We start from the raw sequence: 18,929 nt of genomic DNA on the forward strand, positions 1-18,929 counted from the left end.
GGGTGGGGGGGTCCGGGGCCGTGTTGGGGGGGGGGGAAGGGTTCTTGCTTTCAGGGGAAAACGGGGCCCCTCCCCCCTGCCGCACTCCGAACTGACGAGGGGCGCTGTTTCACGTGAAACAGCGCCCCTCGCTTTGCCGAGCCTCGGCGCTAGCGAGCCTCTCCGATGCGGTCCCATCGGAACAGCAGAACGGCGACGACCGCGTAGAGAACCGCCACTCCGATCACCACCACGGTCGATCGCCCGTCAGGAGGCAGCATCAGTGCGGAGACTGCGGCGGCTCCCACGAAAGCAACGTTGAACAGCACGTCGTAGAGGGAGAAGACCCGGCCGCGGAAGGAATCCTCCACCGACGTCTGCACCACCGTGTCCGTCGCGATCTTCGCCCCCTGGGTGACCAGCCCGAGAACGAACGCCGCCACCAGCATCGGTACGGGGACGAACCACAGCCCCAGTGCGGGTTCGAGGACGGCGGCCCCCGCCGCGCACACCGCCATCCAGCGGAACCGGCCGAGCCGTCCCGCTGCCCAGGGCGTCAGCACGGCCGCCGCGAAGAACCCCGCACCGGAGACCCCCACGGCCAGTCCGAGAAGAGCCAGGCCTTCGGATTCGCTGTCGGTCCAGGCGTACCGGCACAGCATCAGCACCATCACGGTCAGCGCTCCGTAGCAGAAGCGCATCACGGTCATGGCGGCCAGCACCCGGGTGGCCTGCTTCCGCTCCGCCAGATGGCGCAACCCGTCGGCCAGCCCCCGCGCGGTGGCGGCCAGGACCTCCCTCAGCCCGATCCGGTGTCCGTCCGGATCCGGCCCGAGGAGTCCGGTGGGAAGGGTCAGGGAGGCCAGCGCCGAAGCGAGATAGAGCGTCGCGCCCAGCAGTACCACCGCGGCATCGGAGTCCGCGAGCAGCAGTCGTACGGCGAAGGCGAGACCGCCGCCCGCCGTGGCCGCGAGCGTCCCGGCGGTCGGCGAGAGCGAATTGGCCAGCACCAGCCGGTCGTTGTCGACGACACGCGGCAGCGCGGCCGAGAGGCCGGCCAGGACGAAGCGGTTGACCGCGGTGACACACAGCGCCGAGGCGTAGAAGAGCCAGTCGGGTACGGAACCGAGGATGAGGAGTGCCGTGCAGGAGGCGAGCGCGGCACGCAGCAGGTTTCCGTACAGAAAGACCTGGCGGCGCGGCCAGCGGTCCAGCAGAACGCCGGCAAAGGGGCCGATGAGCGAGTAGGGCAGCAGCAGCACCGCCATCGCGGAGGCGATGGCACCTGCCGAAGCCTGTTTCTCCGGCGAGAAGACGACGTGAGCCGCCAACGCCACCTGGAAGACACCGTCGGCCGACTGGGAGAGGAGTCGTACGGCCAGCAGACGACGGAAGTTCCGAAGGCGCAGAAGAATGCGCAGATCACCCACGACGGCCATGCGATCAAGAGTCACATACGTTGAGGGTCCCCGGGCAGATTGCCCGGGGACCCTCAACAGCGCGGGGAGGAAGGAGCGTTGCCGCTCAGTGCTCGGCCGCGTGGACGCACCGTGTCCGGCTGCGTCAGTTGGAGACCTCGCCCCTGATGAACTTCTCGACGTTCTCGCGGGCCTCGTCGTCGAAGTACTGGACCGGCGGGGACTTCATGAAGTACGAGGAAGCGGAGAGGATCGGGCCACCGATGCCGCGGTCCTTGGCGATCTTCGCGGCGCGGACGGCGTCGATGATGACACCGGCGGAGTTCGGGGAGTCCCAGACTTCGAGCTTGTACTCCAGGTTCAGCGGAACGTCACCGAAGGCGCGGCCCTCAAGACGCACGTACGCCCACTTGCGGTCGTCCAGCCAGGCCACGTAGTCCGACGGGCCGATGTGGACGTTGTCCGCACCGAGCTCGCGGTCACGGATCTGGGAGGTGACGGCCTGCGTCTTGGAGATCTTCTTGGACTCCAGGCGCTCACGCTCGAGCATGTTCTTGAAGTCCATGTTGCCGCCGACGTTCAGCTGCATCGTGCGGTCCAGGATGACGCCCCGGTCCTCGAAGAGCTTCGCCATCACGCGGTGCGTGATGGTGGCGCCGACCTGCGACTTGATGTCGTCGCCGACGATCGGGACACCGGCCTCGGTGAACTTGTCCGCCCACTCCTTGGTGCCGGCGATGAAGACCGGGAGAGCGTTGACGAACGCGACCTTGGCGTCGATGGCGCACTGCGCGTAGAACTTCGCAGCGACCTCGGAGCCGACCGGCAGGTAGCAGACGAGAACGTCGACCTTGCGGTCCTTCAGGACCTGGACGATGTCGACCGGGGCCTCGGCCGACTCCTCGATGGTCTGGCGGTAGTACTTGCCGAGACCGTCGTGGGTGTGGCCGCGCTGCACGGTGACGCCGGCGTTCGGGACGTCGCAGAGCTTGATGGTGTTGTTCTCGCTGGCACCGATGGCGTCCGCGAGGTCGAGACCGACCTTCTTCGCGTCGACGTCGAAGGCGGCGACGAACTCGACGTCCCGCACGTGGTACTCGCCGAACTGGACGTGCATCAGACCGGGCACCCTGCCGGCCGGATCGGCGTCCTTGTAGTACTCGACGCCCTGGACCAGCGAGGCGGCGCAGTTGCCCACGCCGACGATGGCTACGCGAACCGAACCCATTCCGGTTGCTCCCTGTGTGTTTTGGATGTTCCCGATGAAGGCCCCGCGGATCTGCGGGGACCTCACTTTGCGGTGTCGTCGGACGGATCCGGCGGGGTGTCACCCCTGCGCCGGGGCAGGCCGCCCGTCTCTCCTGCTGTGTTCTGCTGAGCTTCGCTCCCGGGCGAGGATCGTCGCTGATCCCGTCCCGACCGCTCGCTCTCGATGAGCTCGTTCAGCCAGCGCACTTCGCGCTCCACGGACTCCATGCCGTGTCGCTGCAGCTCAAGTGTGTAGTCGTCGAGGCGCTCGCGGGTGCGGGCCAGAGAGGCCCGCATCTTCTCCAGCCGCTCCTCCAGCCGGCTGCGCCGGCCTTCCAGCACGCGCATCCGCACCTCGTGCTCCGTCTGCCCGAAGAAGGCGAAGCGGGCTGCGAAGTGCTCGTCCTCCCAGGAGTCGGGGCCGGTGTGCGAGAGCAGCTCCTCGAAGTGCTCCTTACCTTCCGCTGTCAGCCGGTAGACGATCTTGGCGCGGCGCCCGGCCAGTGAGGAGGCGGGGGCGACCGCACGGCCGGTGGTGGGCGGAAGGTCGGCAGGGGCGGCCCCCGGCTCCTCGATCAACCAGCCGTTGGCGACCAGCGTCTTGAGGCAGGGATAGAGGGTGCCGTAGCTGAAGGCACGGAAGATCCCCAACGAGGTGTTGAGGCGTTTGCGCAGCTCGTAGCCGTGCATCGGGGACTCGCGGAGCAGGCCGAGAACAGCGAATTCGAGGATGCCGGAGCGTCTGCTCAACTTCGCCTCCTCCTTCTCCGAGTGCTCCTACGGGGCCCTGTGCCGGGCTGATGTACCGAGCTGATGTATCGACTCGATACATCACGACGATAGATCGGTCGTCGCGATGCGACAAGGGGGGCCATCGTGAACGGCGTCACATCGCGAATTCGTAGGCACCGACTTGCGTTGTTTGGGGTGAAGTTCGGCCCTAGGAGGGTTTTGACCGTGCGTAGTCTGTGCGGCATGCAGACCACCGGGAACCGTGCGACGCCCACGCGCGTCAGTCTTCGCGGGCCAGCCGGACGCATGGCGGACGAGCCTGTCGCAAGGCTTGTCCGTAATTCGGGGGGACCGGATCTCAACTGCCGCTTCCAGGCGCTCTCGCCTGCCCGAGGAGTAGTCGTTCGATGAGCGAGCACCGTCGCAAAACGCCGCAACCGCAAGGTGGTGGGCGCGCAGCGGCCAGACGAGCCGCCCAGCAGTCCTCAGGACGCCGCGCCGCTCCGTCACGCGGAGTAACTTCTGAGTCACCTTCCGGTTCGCATGGTGGGGACAGTCCGTACGGCGGACGTGCCGAGGCCAGACGAGCCGCCCAGCGCGGTGGCGCGGGCCGCGGTGGCGGTGGACGTCGCCGCGGTGGTGGTGACGACGGCGGTCAGGAGGGGCCCGGCAGGGGGCGTGGCCGCGCAGGCAAGCGCCCCGCGAAGAAGCGCTTCATCGACTACCCGCGGGCCGGGAAGTACGGAGTACGGCGCTGGGTGCCGTCGTGGAAGCTGGTCTCCGGCCTCTGCATCGGCTTCCTCGGCCTGCTCATGGGTATCGCCGGCATCGCGTACGCGATGGTCGGCAAGCCCACGGTGAAGGATGCCGCGGAGGCGCAGAACAACGTCTACCTCTGGGACGACGGCTCGCAGATGGTCGCCACGGGCGGTGCGGTCAACCGCCAGATCATCAGCTTCGAGCAGATCCCCGAGGCGATGCGGAACGCCGTCATCTCGGCCGAGAACAAGTCCTTCGAGCACGACCGGGGCATCGACCCCATGGGTATCGCCCGAGCCCTGTTCAACATGGCGACCGGAGGCGAGACGCAGGGTGGTTCGACGATCACCCAGCAGTACGTGAAGAACTCGCGTCTGTCCCAGGAGCAGACCCTGAGCCGGAAGTTCCAGGAACTCTTCATCACGCTCAAGGTCAGCAATGACATGGAGAAGAACGACATCATCGCGGGCTACCTCAACGTCTCGTACTACGGGCGAGGTGCTTCGGGGCTCCAGGCGGCGGCCCGTACGTACTACGGCAAGGACGCCGTCGATCTGAATCCGAGCCAGTGCGCGTTCCTGGCCACGCTGCTCAAGGGCGCGTCCTACTACGACCCGGCGGGTGCTACCGATGTCGACCCCAAGCAGGCGAAGCCGGAGCTGAACACCGAGCGGGCCATCAAGCGATGGAAGTGGATCCTCGACGAAGAGGTGAAGGACGGGCGCCTCGCGAAAGCGGAGCGCGACAAGTACACCGAGTTCCCGACGCCCCTCCCGCCGAAGAAGAACGCCCAGCTGAGCGGTCAGACCGGTTACCTGGTCGAACTCGCCAGGCAGTACTTCCTCAGCAACAACACCCAGGGCGTCACGGCGGAGATGCTGACCCGGGGCGGCTACCAGATCCGCACCACCTTCAACAAGAAGAAGGTCAACGAGCTCAACGCCGCGGTCAAGAAGGTCTACGACAGCAAGATCGAGCCGAAGCGGCGCCCCGAGACGGACACCCACGTCCAGTTCGGCGGCGGATCGGTGGACCCCAAGACCGGGGCCATCGTGGCGATCTACGGCGGTCAGGACGCGACCAAGCACTTCACCAACAACGCCAACCCCACCGGTGCGCAGGTCGGTTCGACCTTCAAGCCGTTCGTACTGGCGGCGGCGATGGAGTACGGCAAGCGGAACCCCGCGCTCGGGGAGGACCAGGAACCGTCGGAGCGCACCAAGGTCTCGCCGCTCAGCATCTACAACGCCGACAACAAACTGAAGATCAAGAAGTACAACGGCGAGATCTGGACCGACGAGAACGGCAAGGAGTGGCTGCAGGCCAACGACGGCGGTGAGTCGAAGGGCAACATCACCCTTCGCGAGGCGATGCAGTGGTCCGCCAACTCCCCGTACGTACAGCTCGGCATGGACGTCGGCACCGACAAGGTGAAGGACATCGCCATGGCCGCGGGGCTCAAGGACGACGAACAGATGGCGGATTCGCATGTGCCGTCGTTCTCCATCGGTACGTCCTCGCCCAGCGCGATCCGCATGGCCGGCGCGTACGCGACCTTCGCCGCCAGCGGTCAGCAGCGCGAGCCCTACTCGGTCTCCGAGGTGAAGAAGGGCGGCGAGACGATCTACCGGCACAAGGACGCCCGCAAGCGTGCCTTCGATTCCGCGATCGCCGACAACGTCACCGATGTCCTGAAGAACGTCGTCGAGAAGGGAACCGGTACCCCCGCTCAGCTCCCCGGCCGGGACGTGGCGGGCAAGACGGGTACGACGGACGACAACAAGTCGGCCTGGTTCGTCGGCTACACCCCGCAGTTGTCCACGGCCATCAGCATGTACCGGCTCGACGACGATGCGACGAACAAGAACCGCAAGTTCGAAAAGATGTACGGCACGGGTGGCGAGAAGACGATCCACGGTGCGTCGTTCCCGGCCCAGATCTGGCACGACTACATGCTGGGTGCGCTGAAGGGGAAGCCGGCCGTCACGTTCCCGGAGCCCGGGCCGATCGGTGACACGGTCTACGGCGGCGGTGCGCAGAGCCCCAGGCCGACGCCCACCGCGCCGACGACGCCGGCGCCGTCCAAGTCGGTGACCGAGTCGCCCTCGACGAGCACCACCCCGTCGCCGCCCGACCCCAGCGAGACCTGCGGTACGTGGGACTGGGACTGCCAGCACAACAACGGCGGGACCAGCACCGGCGCGAACGGCGGAGACACCGGTGGTGGCAGCACTCCGCCGACGACCCCCGAGCCACCGACCGGAGGGAACGCGAACGGCGGCAACGCGAACGGCGGAAACGGCAACGGCGCGAACAGCAACGGCGGATTTATCGGCGGGCCGGCCGGATAGCGTCCGCACGGCCCGGTGGGCCGACCGGTCATGAGGGCCGCCGCACCACACGGTGCGGCGGCCCTCGTCGTTTCCACAACCCCGTACGGCAGGATGAGCGCATGCCAAGCGCAGAAGACACGAGTGTGCACCAGCACCAGGGACGGTCCGTCGTGCGGCCCACGCACCAGGACGAGGTCGCCGCGGCCGGCAGCGAGCTGATCGGCGGGCGGTCGGGACGCTGGACACGGCTCGGCAGCACGGCGCTCACACCCGTGGCGGTCGTCGCACTGGTGGCCCTCGGGATGTTCGCGCTGGGCATGGTGCAGAAGCTGCCCTGCTACAACTGGGCGTGGTTCAGGGGCGCGGGTTCGCAGTACACGCACGCCTGTTACTCGGACATTCCGCATCTCTTCGCCGCACGTGGCTTCTCCGACGGTCTCGTGCCGTACTTCGACCGGCTGCCCGGTGACATGCAGTACCTGGAGTACCCCGTCCTGACGGGGGTGTTCATGCAGGTCGCCTCCTGGCTGACGCCGGGCGGGTCCATTCAGCACCGCGAGCAGATGTACTGGATGGTCAACGCGGGCATGCTGATGATCTGCGCCGTGATCATCGCCGTCTGCGTCGCCCGTACGCACCGGCGCCGCCCCTGGGACGGACTGCTGGTCGCCCTCGCGCCGGCCTTCGCGCTCACCGCGACGATCAACTGGGACCTGCTGGCCGTCGCGCTGACGGCCGCGGCGATGCTCATGTGGTCCCGGGGGCGGGCACTGGCGTTCGGCATCCTCATCGGGCTCGCCACGGCCGCCAAGCTCTACCCCGTGTTCCTGCTGGGGCCGGTGTTCGTCCTGTGCTGGCGGGCGGGCAAATGGCGGGAGTTCGGCATGGCGACGCTCGGGGCCGTGGTGTCCTGGCTGGTGGTGAATCTGCCGGTGATGGCCTTCGCACCCGAGGGCTGGAAGAAGTTCTACACATTCAGCGAGGAACGGGGCATCGACTTCGGCTCCTTCTGGCTGATCATCACCCAGCGCACCGGCGAGAGCATCGAGGTGTCGACCGTCAACACCGTCTCGACCCTGACGACGGTCCTGCTGTGCGCGGGCATCGGCGCGCTCACCCTGATGGTGCCGCGCAGGCCGCGCTTCGCGCAGCTCGCCCTGCTCGTCGTCGCGGCGTTCATCCTCGTCAACAAGGTCTACTCGCCGCAGTACGTGCTGTGGCTGATCCCCCTGGCCGCCCTGGCCAGGCCGCGCTGGCGCGACTTCCTGATCTGGCAGGCGTGCGAGGTCATGTACTTCCTGGGGATCTGGATGTACCTCGCGTACACGACGAGCGGGGACAAGCACCAGGGGCTGCCCACGGAGGGGTATCAGCTGGCGATCGCCCTGCATCTGCTGGGCACGCTGTACCTCTGCGCCGTGGTCGTACGGGACATCCTCATGCCGGAGCGGGACGTCGTACGGCGCGACGGGTCGGACGATCCGTCCGGCGGGGTGCTCGACGGGGCCCCGGACGTGTTCGTGCTGGGGCGGGCGGCGCATCCGTCGCAGCATGCCCACCCCGCGGTGGAAGGGCCGCGGGTGGAATGGGGCGCGGCGCGCGGACCGGTCGCCGACTGAGGCCGGGGTCTCTCCCGTCCGGAGAGACCCCGACCCGCCGGAGGGGACCTAACGGTCGACGAGGCGGTCGAACTGGGTGGTCGTGTGGCGCAGATGGGCCACCAGCTCGTCGCCGACCTTCGGCTCCTGGGCGTCCGACGGGACGAACAGGATCGACACCTGCATGTGCGGCGGCTCGGCGAACCAGCGCTGCTTGCCCGCCCAGACGAACGGCGACAGGTTGCGGTTGACGGTGGCCAGGCCCGCGCGGGCGACCCCCTTGGCGCGCGGCATCACACCGTGCAGGGCCTTCGGGGCCTCCAGGCCCACGCCGTGCGACGTACCGCCGGCGACGACCACCAGCCAGCCGTCCGAGGCGGCCTTCTGCTGGCGGTAGCCGAAGCGGTCGCCCTTGGCCACGCGCGTGACGTCCAGGACGGCGCCCCGGTACTCCGTCGCCTCGTGGTCACCGAGCCACAGGCGGGTGCCGATGCGGGCGCGGAAACGGGTCTGCGGGAACTGCTGCTGGAGTCGGCCCAGCTCCTCGGCGCGCAGATGGCTGACGAACATGGTGTGCAGCGGCAGCCGGGCCGCGCGCAGCCGGTCCATCCAGCCGATGACCTCCTCGACCGCGTCCGAGCCGTCCGTGCGGTCCAGCGGCAGGTGCAGGGCGAAGCCTTCGAGCCGTACGTCCTCGATGGCGGCGTGCAGCTGCCCTAGCTCCTCCTCCTTGACGCCGTGGCGCTTCATCGAGCTCATGCACTCGATGACGACCCGTGCGCCCACCAGGGCGTGCACGCCGTCCACGGAGGACACGGAGCGGATGACGCGGTCGGGCAGCGGCACGGGCTCCTCGCCCCGGCGGAACGGGGTGAGGACCAGGAGGTCGCCGCTGAACCAGTCCTTGATGCGGGCCGCCTCGTAGGTGGTTCCGACGGCGAGCATGTCGGAGCCGAAGCGGATGGCCTCGTCGGCCAGCCGCTCGTGGCCGAAGCCGTAGCCGTTGCCCTTGCAGACCGGGACGAGGCCGGGGAACTGGTCGAGGACGGATTTCTGGTGCGCCCGCCAGCGCGCGGTGTCGACGTACAGGGAGAGCGCCATGGCCGGTCCGGAACCCTTCTGGTGGCTGCTGTGTGGGAGGTGTGTGGAGCCGAAGTCCCCATTGAAACCAATGAAGCCGGTTTCGTCAGCGGGGCGGTGCGTATCGGACTACGCGTATCAGCGGCGCGACATGTAGATGTCGAGCGCCTTGTGCAGCAGCTTGTTGAGCGGGAAGTCCCACTCCCCGACGTACTCGGCCGCCTGCCCGCCGGTGCCGACCTTGAACTGGATCAGACCGAAGAGGTGGTCGGTCTCGTCCAGCGAGTCGGAGATGCCGCGCAGGTCGTAGACGGTGGCCCCCATGGCGTACGCGTCGCGCAGCATCCGCCACTGCATCGCGTTCGAGGGCCGGACCTCGCGCTTGTGGTTCGCGGACGCGCCGTAGGAGTACCAGACGTGCCCGCCGACGATCAGCATGGTCGCGGCCGCGACGTTCTCGCCCTCGTGCCGGGCGAAGTAGAGCCGCATCCGGTTGGGGTCCTCGTTGTTGAGGGCCGTCCACATGCGCTGGAAGTAGCCCAGCGGACGCGGCCGGAAGTGGTCGCGCTCCGCCGTGATCTCGTACAGCCGCTGCCACTCGTCGAGCTCGGCGTAACTGCCCTGGACGACCTCGACGCCGGCCTTCTCGGCCTTCTTGATGTTGCGTCGCCACAGCTGGTTGAAGCCCTTGTGGACGTCTTCGAGCGACCGGTTCGCCAGCGGCACCTGGTAGACGTAGCGGGGCTGTACGTCACCGAATCCGGCGCCGCCGTCCTCGCCCTGCTGCCAGCCCATCTTCCGCAGCCGGTCCGCCACTTCGAAGGCACGCGGCTCGATGTGGGTGGCCTCGACGTCGCGCAGACGCTTCACTTCCGGGTCCTGGATGCCCGACTTGATGGCGGCCGCGTCCCAGCGACGGATGATGACCGGCGGGCCCATCTTCACGGAGAAGGCGCCCTGTTGCTTGAGATGCGCCAGCATCGGCCGCAGCCAGTCGTCCAGGTTCGGGGCGTACCAGTTGATGACCGGGCCCTCGGGCAGATAGGCGAGGTACCGCTTGATCTTGGGCAACTGCCGGTAGAGCACCAGGCCGGCGCCGACGAGCTGTCCGTTCTTGTCGAACCAGCCGAGGCTCTCCGAGCGCCACTCCGCCTTCACGTCCGCCCATGCCGGGACCTGCATGTGACTCGCCGCGGGCAGGCTCTGGATGTATGCCAGATGCTGCTCTCGGCTGATGGTCCTCAGGGTCAGGCTCATGCGGGGCGCTCCTCGGCAGGTGTGTCCCCATCGGTCAGGGGCTCCGGCTCTCGCGCCGAAGCCTACTGTGACCGACGAGCGGGCCGTCTGGCCCTATGGGACCTTGCGGCTCCGCCGCCGTGGCGACCCGGGTGGCCGGGTCCTTGTACGGGGAACGGCGCGAGGCCCCTGTGTGGTTCCTCGCGCCGTCCGTTTGCTGTGTGCCGGTCGTGGATCACCTGCTGTCTGCCGTGCGTCAGCCCACCACGCCGCCGAAGAGGCCGCCGTGGGCCATGCCCAGGAAGAAGCCGATGGCGGCTGCGCCCATGCCGATGATCAGCGGGAACCGTTCGCGCGTGGTCACCGAGATGTACTGCCCGTACGCACCCGTGAGGATCCCGATGAGTCCGGCCCACGAGCTGATCAGATGCAGGTTGTGGAACATCGCCGTCACGAAGGCCAGCACGCCGAGGATCAGCGTCACCGCGACCAGGGTCTCCTGGAGCGGGTGGGTCTTGCCGTCCGTGGCGAGAAGGGAAACGGGGGGACGGGGTCGTATTGCCTGTGCCATGGAGTACCTCCTGGCCGAAAGGGGCGCGCCGTGGCGCCGGTCACACCCGATGTGTCCAGATTGCGTCTCCTGAGCACCGGATTTCAACCGGAAGCCGGTGTGCGGGTACTCTGTATGGTCTGCACCGGTGTCTGCCCAGGCCAGCACATCAGCCCCTTCTCGATGGAGGGCGTTGTCAGTGGCGGCTGTTTTACTCGGAGACACTGTTGCTTACGCATCACGACCCTCCTGCCACGGAACGACCGTGGCCGCTGAGTCCAAAGGAGGTGGGTTCCACATGCGTCACTACGAGGTGATGGTCATCCTCGACCCCGATCTCGAGGAGCGCGCTGTCTCCCCGCTGATCGAGAACTTCCTCTCCGTCGTCCGTGAGGGCAACGGAAAGGTTGAGAAGGTCGACACCTGGGGCCGTCGTCGTCTCGCTTACGAGATCAAGAAGAAGCCCGAGGGCATCTACTCGGTCATCGATCTGCAGGCCGAGCCTGCGATCGTCAAGGAGCTCGACCGCCAGATGAACCTGAACGAGTCGGTCCTCCGGACCAAGGTCCTCCGTCCCGAGTCCCACTGAGCATCTAGCTCAGTGGTCATCGGGTTCGAGTAGCAGCAAGCAGCCAGAAGCAATCCCCGCCGAGAGGTTCATCCATGGCAGGCGAGACCGTCATCACGGTCGTCGGCAATCTCGTCGACGACCCCGAGCTGCGCTTCACCCCGTCCGGTGCGGCGGTCGCGAAGTTCCGTGTCGCGTCCACTCCCCGCATCTTCGACCGGCAGACCAATGAGTGGAAGGACGGCGAAGGCCTGTTCCTGACCTGCTCGGTCTGGCGGCAGGCGGCGGAGAACGTCGCCGAGTCGCTCCAGCGAGGCATGCGCGTCGTCGTGCAGGGCCGGCTGAAGCAGCGGTCGTACGAAGACCGCGAGGGCGTCAAGCGCACGGTCTACGAGCTGGATGTCGAGGAAGTCGGCCCCAGCCTGAAGAACGCCACGGCCAAGGTCACCAAGACCACCGGTCGCGGTGGTCAGGGCGGCCAGGGTGGATACGGCGGTGGCCAGCAGGGCGGCGGTAACTGGGGCGGCGGTCCCGGTGGCGGTGGCCAGCAGGGTGGTGGCGGCGCTCCCGCCGACGACCCGTGGGCCACGAGCGCGCCGTCCGGCGGTCAGCAGGGCGGGGGCCAGCAAGGCGGCGGAGGCGGCTGGGGCGGAAGCTCCGGCGGCTCCGGCGGCGGCTACTCGGACGAGCCTCCCTTCTAGGGCAGCTCGTACCCCCACTTCTTGATCACACAGGAGAAACACCATGGCGAAGCCGCCTGTGCGCAAGCCTAAGAAGAAGGTCTGCGCGTTCTGCAAGGACAAGACCCAGTACGTGGACTACAAGGACACGAACATGCTGCGGAAGTTCATTTCCGACCGTGGCAAGATCCGTGCCCGCCGCGTGACCGGCAACTGCACGCAGCACCAGCGTGACGTCGCCACGGCAGTCAAGAACAGCCGTGAGATGGCGCTGCTGCCCTACACGTCCACCGCGCGATAAGGGAAGGGTGACCGAATCATGAAGATCATCCTCACCCACGAGGTCTCCGGCCTCGGTGCTGCGGGCGACGTCGTCGACGTCAAGGACGGGTACGCCCGTAACTACCTGGTTCCGCGTGGCTTTGCCATCCGCTGGACCAAGGGTGGCGAGAAGGACGTGGCGCAGATCCGCCGCGCCCGCAAGATCCACGAGATCGCCACGATCGAGCAGGCCAACGAGATCAAGACCAAGCTCGAGGCCGTGAAGGTCCGTCTGGCTGTTCGCTCCGGCGACGCCGGCCGTCTCTTCGGCTCCGTGACCCCGGCCGACATCGCCTCGGCGATCAAGGCCGCCGGTGGCCCCGACGTCGACAAGCGTCGCGTCGAGCTCGGCTCGCCGATCAAGACGCTCGGCGGACACCAGGTGTCCGTGCGTCTGCACCCCGAGGTCGCTGCGAACCTCGGCATCGAGGTCGTTGCTGCCTAAGGGCACAGCTCACCTGAGCAGCTGAAGGGCCGCACCCCACGGGGTGCGGCCCTTCAGCGTTTCGGGCTCCGCCGTCCTGGTCCGGCTTCCCGTGGCCCCGTTTCACGGTTTCACTGTTTCACGTGAAACGGGACCACGGCCGGTGGCCCGGCGAACGGACCACGGCCGGTGGCTCAACGGGTGGCACCGGTGACGATCCACTTGCCGGAGCGGGTGCGCAGCCAGAGCGTCACCATGCGGACGGTCATCATCAGGGCCATCGCCCACCACAGTGTCGTCAGGCCGCCACCGATCACCGGCACCAGCAGAGCGACCGGGGCGAAGACCGCAAGAGTGACGAGCATGGCCCACGCCAGGTACCGCCCGTCTCCGGCTCCCATCAGCACTCCGTCCAGGACGAAGACCACGCCGGCGATCGGCTGGGACAGCGCCACCACCAGCAGCGCCGGGAGCAGAGTGTCCTGCACGGTCCGGTCGCTGGTGAACAAGGGCACGAACAGTGGGCGGGCAAGCACGATCAGCGCCCCGAACACCACCCCGGAAACGATGCCCCACTGCACCATGCGGCGGCATGCCTCGCGTGCGCCCTTGGCGTCATCGGCTCCCAGATAGCGGCCGATGATCGCCTGACCGGCGATGGCGATGGCGTCGAGGGCGAAGGCCATCAGGCTCCAGAGGGAGAGGATAATCTGGTGCGCGGCGATCTCGGTGTCGCCGAGGCGGGCGGCGACGGCTGTGGCGATCATCAGGACGGCACGGAGCGACAGCGTACGGACCAGCAGCGGAACGCCTGCCTGGGCGCTGGCCCTGATGCCCGCGGCATCGGGACGCAACGAGGCGCCGTGCCGTCGCGCCCCCCGTACCACCACGATCAGGTAGGCGACGGCCATCGAGATCTGCGCGATCACGGTGCCCCAGGCCGATCCGGCGATACCGAGACCGGCGCCGTAGACCAGTCCTGCGTTGAGGGCTCCGTTGGCCGCGAAGCCTCCGACGGCGACGTACAGCGGTGTCCTGGTGTCCTGCAGGCCACGGAGAACTCCGGTCGCGGCCATCACCACGAGCATGGCCGGGATGCCGAGGCTGGAGATCCTCAGATACGTGGTCGCGTAGGGGGCTGCCGTGTCGGAGGCTCCGAAGATGTCCACCAGCCAGGGGGCCGCGGGAAGAGCGACGGCGATGACGGCGATGCCCAGCAGGAGTGCCAGCCAGATGCCGTCCATGCCCTGTCGGATCGCGGAGGCCAGATCGCCCGCCCCGACCCGGCGTGCCACCGCCGCGGTGGTGGCGTAGGCGAGGAAGACGAAGACGCTGACGGCGGTGGTCAGCAGAGCCGCGGCGACGGCCAGGCCGGCCAGCTGCGGGGTGCCGAGATGGCCGACGATCGCACTGTCGACCATCACGAAGAGCGGCTCGGCGACGAGCGCGCCGAAGGCAGGGACGGCGAGCGAGATGATCTCGCGGTCGTGCCGTCGACGACTGGGCGGCGGGGGTGCCGGGGCCTGGATCATGGGGGTCAATCTAATCTTCCACAGGTAATAGATGCAATGCTCTAGTAGTCCTTACATTTGCTGAGGGTCGGCGTTCTCCCGTGTGCCGTTTGTCGTGATCTTGTGCTGACTCGGAAAGTTTTTCTCCCCCACAGCCCGTGGATGGGGAAAGCCCAGGTCAGCGCGCTGATGGCGCAGGTGCTATGAGTTTGTCCACAGTGCTGTCCCCCGCTCCGTGCACAGGTTCTGCAGAGTTCTCCACAGCATCTGGTCGGTCGTCCACATGCCCTGTGGATAACCAGATTGGCTGACGGTGCCGAGCGGCCTACCGTGGACCGGCGCCCGCACCCCGTTCCCGTCTTGGAACCAGCAGAACTCGACGCGCCGGAACCGGAGTCGGGCGTCTTGTTTGTCGGTGCTGTGCCGTAAGAAAGAGTGGCATGGCGAGGTCCGCGGAGCGGACGGGAGGAGGTGGCCCGGTGAGCATTCCCGAGCCTTTGGACGACCCCTGGGCCGAGACTGGTCCCAGCGACCGTCTGCCTGTTTCCCGGCAGCGCCGCGGTGAAGGCCGGGACCGCGGCGAGCAGCACGATCGCGGCAGGGAAAGCGGCGGATGGGAGGGCGGCTCTCCTGGTTTCGAGCGGGTGCCGCCCCAGGACCTCGATGCCGAGCAGTCGGTCCTCGGCGGCATGCTCCTGTCCAAGGACGCCATCGCCGATGTCGTGGAGATCATCAAGGGCCACGACTTCTACCGTCCCGCGCACGAGACCGTCTACCAGGCGATCCTCGACCTCTACGCCAAGGGCGAGCCGGCCGACCCGATCACGGTGGCTGCCGAGCTGGTCAAGCGCGGTGAGATCACCAAGGTGGGCGGGGCGCCGTATCTGCACACCCTCGTCCAGTCCGTGCCGACCGCGGCCAACGCTTCGTACTACGCGGAGATCGTCCACGAGCGGGCGGTCCTGAGGCGGCTCGTCGAAGCCGGTACGAAGATCACGCAGATGGGATACGCGGCCGACGGCGATGTCGACGACATCGTGAACTCCGCGCAGGCCGAGATCTACGCCGTCACCGAGCAGCGCACCAGCGAGGACTACCTCCCGCTCGGCGACATCATGGAGGGCGCGCTCGACGAGATCGAGGCGATCGGTTCGCGCAGCGGCGAGATGACCGGGGTGCCGACCGGCTTTACCGACCTCGACGCTCTGACGAACGGCCTGCACCCGGGCCAGATGGTCGTCATCGCCGCCCGTCCCGCCATGGGTAAGTCCACGCTGGCCCTCGACTTCGCACGGGCCTGTTCGATCAAGAGCAACCTGCCCAGCGTGATCTTCTCCCTCGAAATGGGGCGTAACGAGATCGCGATGCGTCTGCTCTCCGCCGAGGCACGGGTGGCGCTGCACCACATGCGCTCCGGCACCATGACCGACGAGGACTGGACGCGACTGGCCCGCCGCATGCCGGATGTCTCGGCCGCCCCGCTCTATATCGACGACTCCCCGAACCTCTCCATGATGGAGATCCGGGCGAAGTGCCGTCGTCTCAAGCAGCGCAACGACCTCAAGCTCGTGGTCATCGACTATCTGCAGCTGATGCAGTCCGGCGGCTCGAAGCGTGCCGAGAGCCGTCAGCAGGAGGTTTCGGACATGTCCCGAAACCTCAAGCTGCTGGCGAAGGAGCTTCAGCTCCCGGTCATCGCGCTCTCCCAGCTGAACCGTGGTCCCGAGCAGCGCACGGACAAGAAGCCGATGGTCTCCGACCTGCGTGAATCCGGATCCATCGAGCAGGACGCCGACATGGTGATCCTGCTGCACCGCGAGGACGCGTACGAGAAGGAGTCCCCCCGCGCCGGTGAGGCCGACCTGATCGTGGCCAAGCACCGTAACGGTCCGACGGCGACGATCACGGTGGCCTTCCAGGGCCACTACTCGCGCTTCGTGGACATGGCTCAGACCTGACGGCACCTGTTGCAGGGGCTCAGATTTCGTGTCCTGATCTCACACGCGATGTCCAGGTGAGGCCCTATAGGACACGATCCTGAGACCGGCAGGTTGCGGGCAGGCACTCGGCGAGCAGGTCGAGGACATCGCGCCAGGCTCGCTGCGCGTGCTGCGGGTGGTAGCCGACGCCGGGGAGCACGGTCTGGTCGACCGGCGGGTGGTGGAAGGCGTGCAGGGCTCCGCCGTAGACCACGAGGCGCCAGTCGACGCCCGCGGCCTGCATCTCGGCGGCGAAGGCATCCCGTTGCTCAGCGGGCATGATCGGGTCCTCCGATCCGACCCCGGCCCACACGGGGCAACGGATGCGTGCCGCCTCGCCCGGTCGGCCCGTGGTCAGTGCGTTGACCGTCCCGATCGCCCGCAGGTCGACGCCGTCGCGCCCGAGTTCCAGCACGATCGCGCCCCCGGTGCCGTAGCCGATGGCGGCGATCCGGTCGGGGTCGGTCCGCGGTTCGGCACGCAGCACATCGAGTGCTGCATGGCCGATGCCCCGCATCCGGTCGGGATCGGCGAGCAGGGGGGTCGCGCGCGCCAGCATCTCCTGTGGGTCGGTGAACCAGCGCCCGCCGTTGATGTCGAAGGCCAGCGCCACGTACCCCAGTTCGGCGAGGGCGTCGGCCCGGCGGCGCTGGAAGTCGTTCAGGCCCGGCCCCTCGGGCCCGATCAGGACTGCGGGCCGGCGGTCGACACCGGTGGGGAGCGCGAGGTGCCCGATCATCGTCAGGCCGTCGGCGGGGTATTCGACTGTGCGCGTGGTGACCGTCGTCATGAGGCTGGACTGTAGTGATTGTCGAGCCCGGTCGGGCCGGTCTTCACCGTCGGCAGAACAGCGTGGGTGCGGGCCGCCATCGAGGGAGTCCTGTCCGACCACAGCCACTCCGCCCGAGGCGGCCGTGCCGGTCGCAGGTAGAGGAAATGACACGTCCCTGAGACGGCACCTCGGGCTTGTGCGGCGGTGACAGGACTTGCTGTCCAGCGCATCCACCTTTCCGGACAACGGCTCACCGGACGTTCCCGGCTCAGCGGCCCACTGCGGTCTCCCGGTCGATGCGTGACAGCTTCTCGGGGTTGCGGACGGCGTAGAGCCCGGTGATGAGGCCACCTTCGAGGCGTACCGCCAGGACGGCGTCGATCGCGCCGCCCGTACGCAGGATCAAGGCCGGGTAGCCGTTGACCTGGGCCGACTGCAAGCTTGCGGAGGTGAGCCTGCTCAGCACGTCGGCCACCGTTCCGGCACCCACGAGAGGCTCCAGTGCGGCCTGTACGACTCCGCCGCCGTCGGTCAGCAGCACGACGTCCGGGGCGATCATGTCGAGCAGTCGCTGCAGGTCGCCCGTTTCGACCGCCTGTTGGAAAGCCGCGAGCGCACTGCGCGTCTGGGCCGGGGGCCGATGTAGGACTCCTTGCGCCGACGCAGCATGCGCAGCCGGGTCAACGCCTGGCGCGTGGTGATGCGGACCAGGAAGGCACGCGGGTCCCGAACCGTGTCGTGGTCGATGTCCGCCCAGCGCAGCCAGGTCTCCTGAAGGACGTCCTCGGCGTCGGCGGCGGAGCCGAGCATCTCGTAGGCAACGGTGAACAGCAGGTTGCGATGGGCGACGAACGCCTCGGTGGCGGAGTCCGTACCTCCGGCGCGAGGGCTGTGCCCGGTCACGGCGGTCGCTGGCTCGGTGCGCTCGTCCATCGTCGGCTCCCGCCTGTTGCGTCTCTTCTCCGTGTCACGCACAAGTCGCCGCTCCTCGCTCTCCTGTGACACAGGTGCCGGTGGCCTTCGTCACACCGTCGTGCTGTCACAGGGCCGGGGCGGCCGGCGACTCATGGGCATCTGGACGCTGCGCGGTCGATCCGCGCGGTACACGCTTCCACGAGCGAGGACGTTGTGATGGAACCCCGTATGAACCTGTTCGCGAACGAGACCGGCGCCAAGATCGGCAAGCGGATCTTCGCCGTCAGCGAGGTGATTCGCGAGTCGCCGCTGCCCGAGCCCACCCAGGAGCTGGTGCAGCTGCGCGCCAGCCAGATCAACGGCTGCGGCTTCTGCGTCGACATCCACGGCAAGGACGCCGCAGCCGCCGGCGAGACCGCGGCCCGGCTGAACCTGGTCGCCACCTGGCGTCACTCCACCGTGTTCACCGAGGCCGAGCGCGCCGCGCTGGCCCTCACCGAGGAGGGCACCCGCATCATCGACAGCTACGAGGGCGTCGCCGACGAGACCTGGGCCCAGGTCCGCAAGCACTACGACGACGACCAGGCCATCGCGCTGGTCTCCCTGATCGCCGTGATCAACGCGACCAACCGGCTCGGCGTGATCCTCAACAACCAGGGCGGCGCCTACGAGCCCGGAGATCTCGCCACCATCGCCGGCTGATCACCATCGATGCCGTCGGGCCGGCCCTCGACCACTCGATCCGGGCCGGCCCAGCGGCAGGGCCACCTCACCCCGCCGGCGTCGATCCCCTGCGACGACTCGTGTTCGAGCCCGTGCACTTGAC

General features: G+C 67.9%; 16 protein-coding genes and 1 pseudogene. 8 read left to right on the plus strand and 9 right to left on the minus strand.

The window, feature by feature from the left end; all coding sequences use genetic code 11:
• Positions 1–149 precede the first annotated feature (149 nt).
• The 3 genes from ACFVX4_RS06400 to ACFVX4_RS06410 form a co-directional block, all read right to left on the minus strand.
• The gene (locus ACFVX4_RS06400; RefSeq protein WP_389972513.1) at positions 150–1,418 is read right to left on the minus strand and encodes an MFS transporter; all 1,269 of its coding nucleotides are present in this window, start codon (positions 1,416–1,418) and stop codon (positions 150–152) included.
• 124 nt (positions 1,419–1,542) lie between these two features.
• Positions 1,543–2,625 carry an inositol-3-phosphate synthase gene (locus ACFVX4_RS06405; protein ID WP_389972515.1) on the minus strand — a complete coding sequence of 361 codons (1,083 nt, stop codon included), beginning with the start codon at positions 2,623–2,625 and terminating at the stop codon, positions 1,543–1,545.
• Positions 2,626–2,687: 62 nt separating this feature from the next.
• On the minus strand, positions 2,688–3,395 hold the full coding sequence (locus tag ACFVX4_RS06410) for a PadR family transcriptional regulator (protein WP_266416801.1): 708 nt from the start codon (positions 3,393–3,395) through the stop codon (positions 2,688–2,690).
• Between the two features lie 389 nt (positions 3,396–3,784).
• Between ACFVX4_RS06410 and ACFVX4_RS06415 the strand changes: the two genes are divergently transcribed.
• Together ACFVX4_RS06415 and ACFVX4_RS06420 are read left to right on the plus strand one after the other, a co-directional pair.
• Positions 3,785–6,487 (plus strand): transglycosylase domain-containing protein, encoded by a 2,703-nt coding sequence (locus ACFVX4_RS06415; RefSeq protein ID WP_389972517.1) that lies wholly within the window; start codon positions 3,785–3,787, stop codon positions 6,485–6,487.
• A gap of 101 nt (positions 6,488–6,588) precedes the next feature.
• Complete coding sequence (locus ACFVX4_RS06420; protein WP_389972519.1) at positions 6,589–8,088, plus strand: glycosyltransferase family 87 protein; 1,500 nt, start codon at positions 6,589–6,591, stop codon at positions 8,086–8,088.
• Positions 8,089–8,136: 48 nt separating this feature from the next.
• Here ACFVX4_RS06420 and ACFVX4_RS06425 read toward each other — a convergent pair whose 3' ends face one another.
• From ACFVX4_RS06425 to ACFVX4_RS06435, 3 genes are all read right to left on the minus strand, one after another.
• Positions 8,137–9,168, minus strand: coding sequence for an alanine racemase (locus tag ACFVX4_RS06425; RefSeq protein ID WP_124719891.1), 1,032 nt, complete (start codon positions 9,166–9,168; stop codon positions 8,137–8,139).
• Positions 9,169–9,285: 117 nt separating this feature from the next.
• A complete protein-coding gene (locus ACFVX4_RS06430) occupies positions 9,286–10,404 on the minus strand; it encodes a peptidoglycan bridge formation glycyltransferase FemA/FemB family protein (protein WP_266416792.1) in 1,119 nt (372 codons plus the stop codon).
• Positions 10,405–10,639: 235 nt separating this feature from the next.
• Entirely contained in the window at positions 10,640–10,954 is a 315-nt protein-coding gene (locus ACFVX4_RS06435; protein WP_365464192.1) for a hypothetical protein, read from the minus strand.
• Positions 10,955–11,231: 277 nt separating this feature from the next.
• Between ACFVX4_RS06435 and rpsF the strand changes: the two genes are divergently transcribed.
• The 4 genes from rpsF (at position 11,232) to rplI (ending at position 12,947) form a co-directional block, all read left to right on the plus strand.
• Positions 11,232–11,522, plus strand: a complete 291-nt coding sequence (gene rpsF / locus ACFVX4_RS06440) for a 30S ribosomal protein S6 (RefSeq protein WP_266416788.1) — start codon at positions 11,232–11,234, stop codon at positions 11,520–11,522.
• A 74-nt stretch (positions 11,523–11,596) separates the two neighbouring features.
• The gene (locus ACFVX4_RS06445; protein WP_344512583.1) at positions 11,597–12,202 is read left to right on the plus strand and encodes a single-stranded DNA-binding protein; all 606 of its coding nucleotides are present in this window, start codon (positions 11,597–11,599) and stop codon (positions 12,200–12,202) included.
• A 43-nt stretch (positions 12,203–12,245) separates the two neighbouring features.
• Positions 12,246–12,482, plus strand: a complete 237-nt coding sequence (gene rpsR, locus ACFVX4_RS06450; protein ID WP_003967857.1) for a 30S ribosomal protein S18 — start codon at positions 12,246–12,248, stop codon at positions 12,480–12,482.
• 18 nt (positions 12,483–12,500) lie between these two features.
• Positions 12,501–12,947, plus strand: a complete 447-nt coding sequence (gene rplI, locus ACFVX4_RS06455; protein WP_072487612.1) for a 50S ribosomal protein L9 — start codon at positions 12,501–12,503, stop codon at positions 12,945–12,947.
• A 173-nt stretch (positions 12,948–13,120) separates the two neighbouring features.
• Here rplI and ACFVX4_RS06460 read toward each other — a convergent pair whose 3' ends face one another.
• Positions 13,121–14,458, minus strand: coding sequence for an MATE family efflux transporter (locus ACFVX4_RS06460; RefSeq protein WP_389972522.1), 1,338 nt, complete (start codon positions 14,456–14,458; stop codon positions 13,121–13,123).
• Positions 14,459–14,934: 476 nt separating this feature from the next.
• Between ACFVX4_RS06460 and dnaB the strand changes: the two genes are divergently transcribed.
• Positions 14,935–16,395, plus strand: a complete 1,461-nt coding sequence (dnaB, locus tag ACFVX4_RS06465; RefSeq protein WP_266425630.1) for a replicative DNA helicase — start codon at positions 14,935–14,937, stop codon at positions 16,393–16,395.
• Positions 16,396–16,459: 64 nt separating this feature from the next.
• Here the strand turns inward: dnaB and ACFVX4_RS06470 are convergent, their stop codons facing one another.
• Both ACFVX4_RS06470 and ACFVX4_RS06475 read right to left on the minus strand, forming a co-directional pair.
• On the minus strand, positions 16,460–17,206 hold the full coding sequence (locus ACFVX4_RS06470) for a dienelactone hydrolase family protein (protein WP_389972524.1): 747 nt from the start codon (positions 17,204–17,206) through the stop codon (positions 16,460–16,462).
• Positions 17,207–17,456: 250 nt separating this feature from the next.
• Positions 17,457–18,121: pseudogene (locus tag ACFVX4_RS06475) on the minus strand (sigma factor).
• A gap of 198 nt (positions 18,122–18,319) precedes the next feature.
• On the opposite strand from ACFVX4_RS06475, the gene ACFVX4_RS06480 reads away from it, so the two are divergent.
• Entirely contained in the window at positions 18,320–18,805 is a 486-nt protein-coding gene (locus ACFVX4_RS06480; protein WP_389972526.1) for a carboxymuconolactone decarboxylase family protein, read from the plus strand.
• Positions 18,806–18,929 lie beyond the last annotated feature (124 nt).

The organism is Streptomyces sp. NPDC058240 (assembly GCF_042882135.1).
Lineage (GTDB): Bacteria > Actinomycetota > Actinomycetes > Streptomycetales > Streptomycetaceae > Streptomyces.

Excerpts from the sequence above, each read along its gene's own strand:
- ACFVX4_RS06400 (WP_389972513.1), bottom strand. The coding sequence starts at position 1,418 with ATGGCCGTCGTGGGTGATCTGCGCATTCTTCTGCGCCTTCGGAACTTC.
- ACFVX4_RS06405 (WP_389972515.1), bottom strand. The coding sequence starts at position 2,625 with ATGGGTTCGGTTCGCGTAGCCATCGTCGGCGTGGGCAACTGCGCCGCC.
- ACFVX4_RS06415 (WP_389972517.1), top strand. The coding sequence starts at position 3,785 with ATGAGCGAGCACCGTCGCAAAACGCCGCAACCGCAAGGTGGTGGGCGC.
- ACFVX4_RS06420 (WP_389972519.1), top strand. The coding sequence starts at position 6,589 with ATGCCAAGCGCAGAAGACACGAGTGTGCACCAGCACCAGGGACGGTCC.
- ACFVX4_RS06425 (WP_124719891.1), bottom strand. The coding sequence starts at position 9,168 with ATGGCGCTCTCCCTGTACGTCGACACCGCGCGCTGGCGGGCGCACCAG.
- ACFVX4_RS06430 (WP_266416792.1), bottom strand. The coding sequence starts at position 10,404 with ATGAGCCTGACCCTGAGGACCATCAGCCGAGAGCAGCATCTGGCATAC.
- ACFVX4_RS06435 (WP_365464192.1), bottom strand. The coding sequence starts at position 10,954 with ATGGCACAGGCAATACGACCCCGTCCCCCCGTTTCCCTTCTCGCCACG.
- rpsF (WP_266416788.1), top strand. The coding sequence starts at position 11,232 with ATGCGTCACTACGAGGTGATGGTCATCCTCGACCCCGATCTCGAGGAG.
- ACFVX4_RS06445 (WP_344512583.1), top strand. The coding sequence starts at position 11,597 with ATGGCAGGCGAGACCGTCATCACGGTCGTCGGCAATCTCGTCGACGAC.
- rpsR (WP_003967857.1), top strand. The coding sequence starts at position 12,246 with ATGGCGAAGCCGCCTGTGCGCAAGCCTAAGAAGAAGGTCTGCGCGTTC.
- rplI (WP_072487612.1), top strand. The coding sequence starts at position 12,501 with ATGAAGATCATCCTCACCCACGAGGTCTCCGGCCTCGGTGCTGCGGGC.
- ACFVX4_RS06460 (WP_389972522.1), bottom strand. The coding sequence starts at position 14,458 with ATGATCCAGGCCCCGGCACCCCCGCCGCCCAGTCGTCGACGGCACGAC.
- ACFVX4_RS06470 (WP_389972524.1), bottom strand. The coding sequence starts at position 17,206 with ATGACGACGGTCACCACGCGCACAGTCGAATACCCCGCCGACGGCCTG.
- ACFVX4_RS06480 (WP_389972526.1), top strand. The coding sequence starts at position 18,320 with ATGGAACCCCGTATGAACCTGTTCGCGAACGAGACCGGCGCCAAGATC.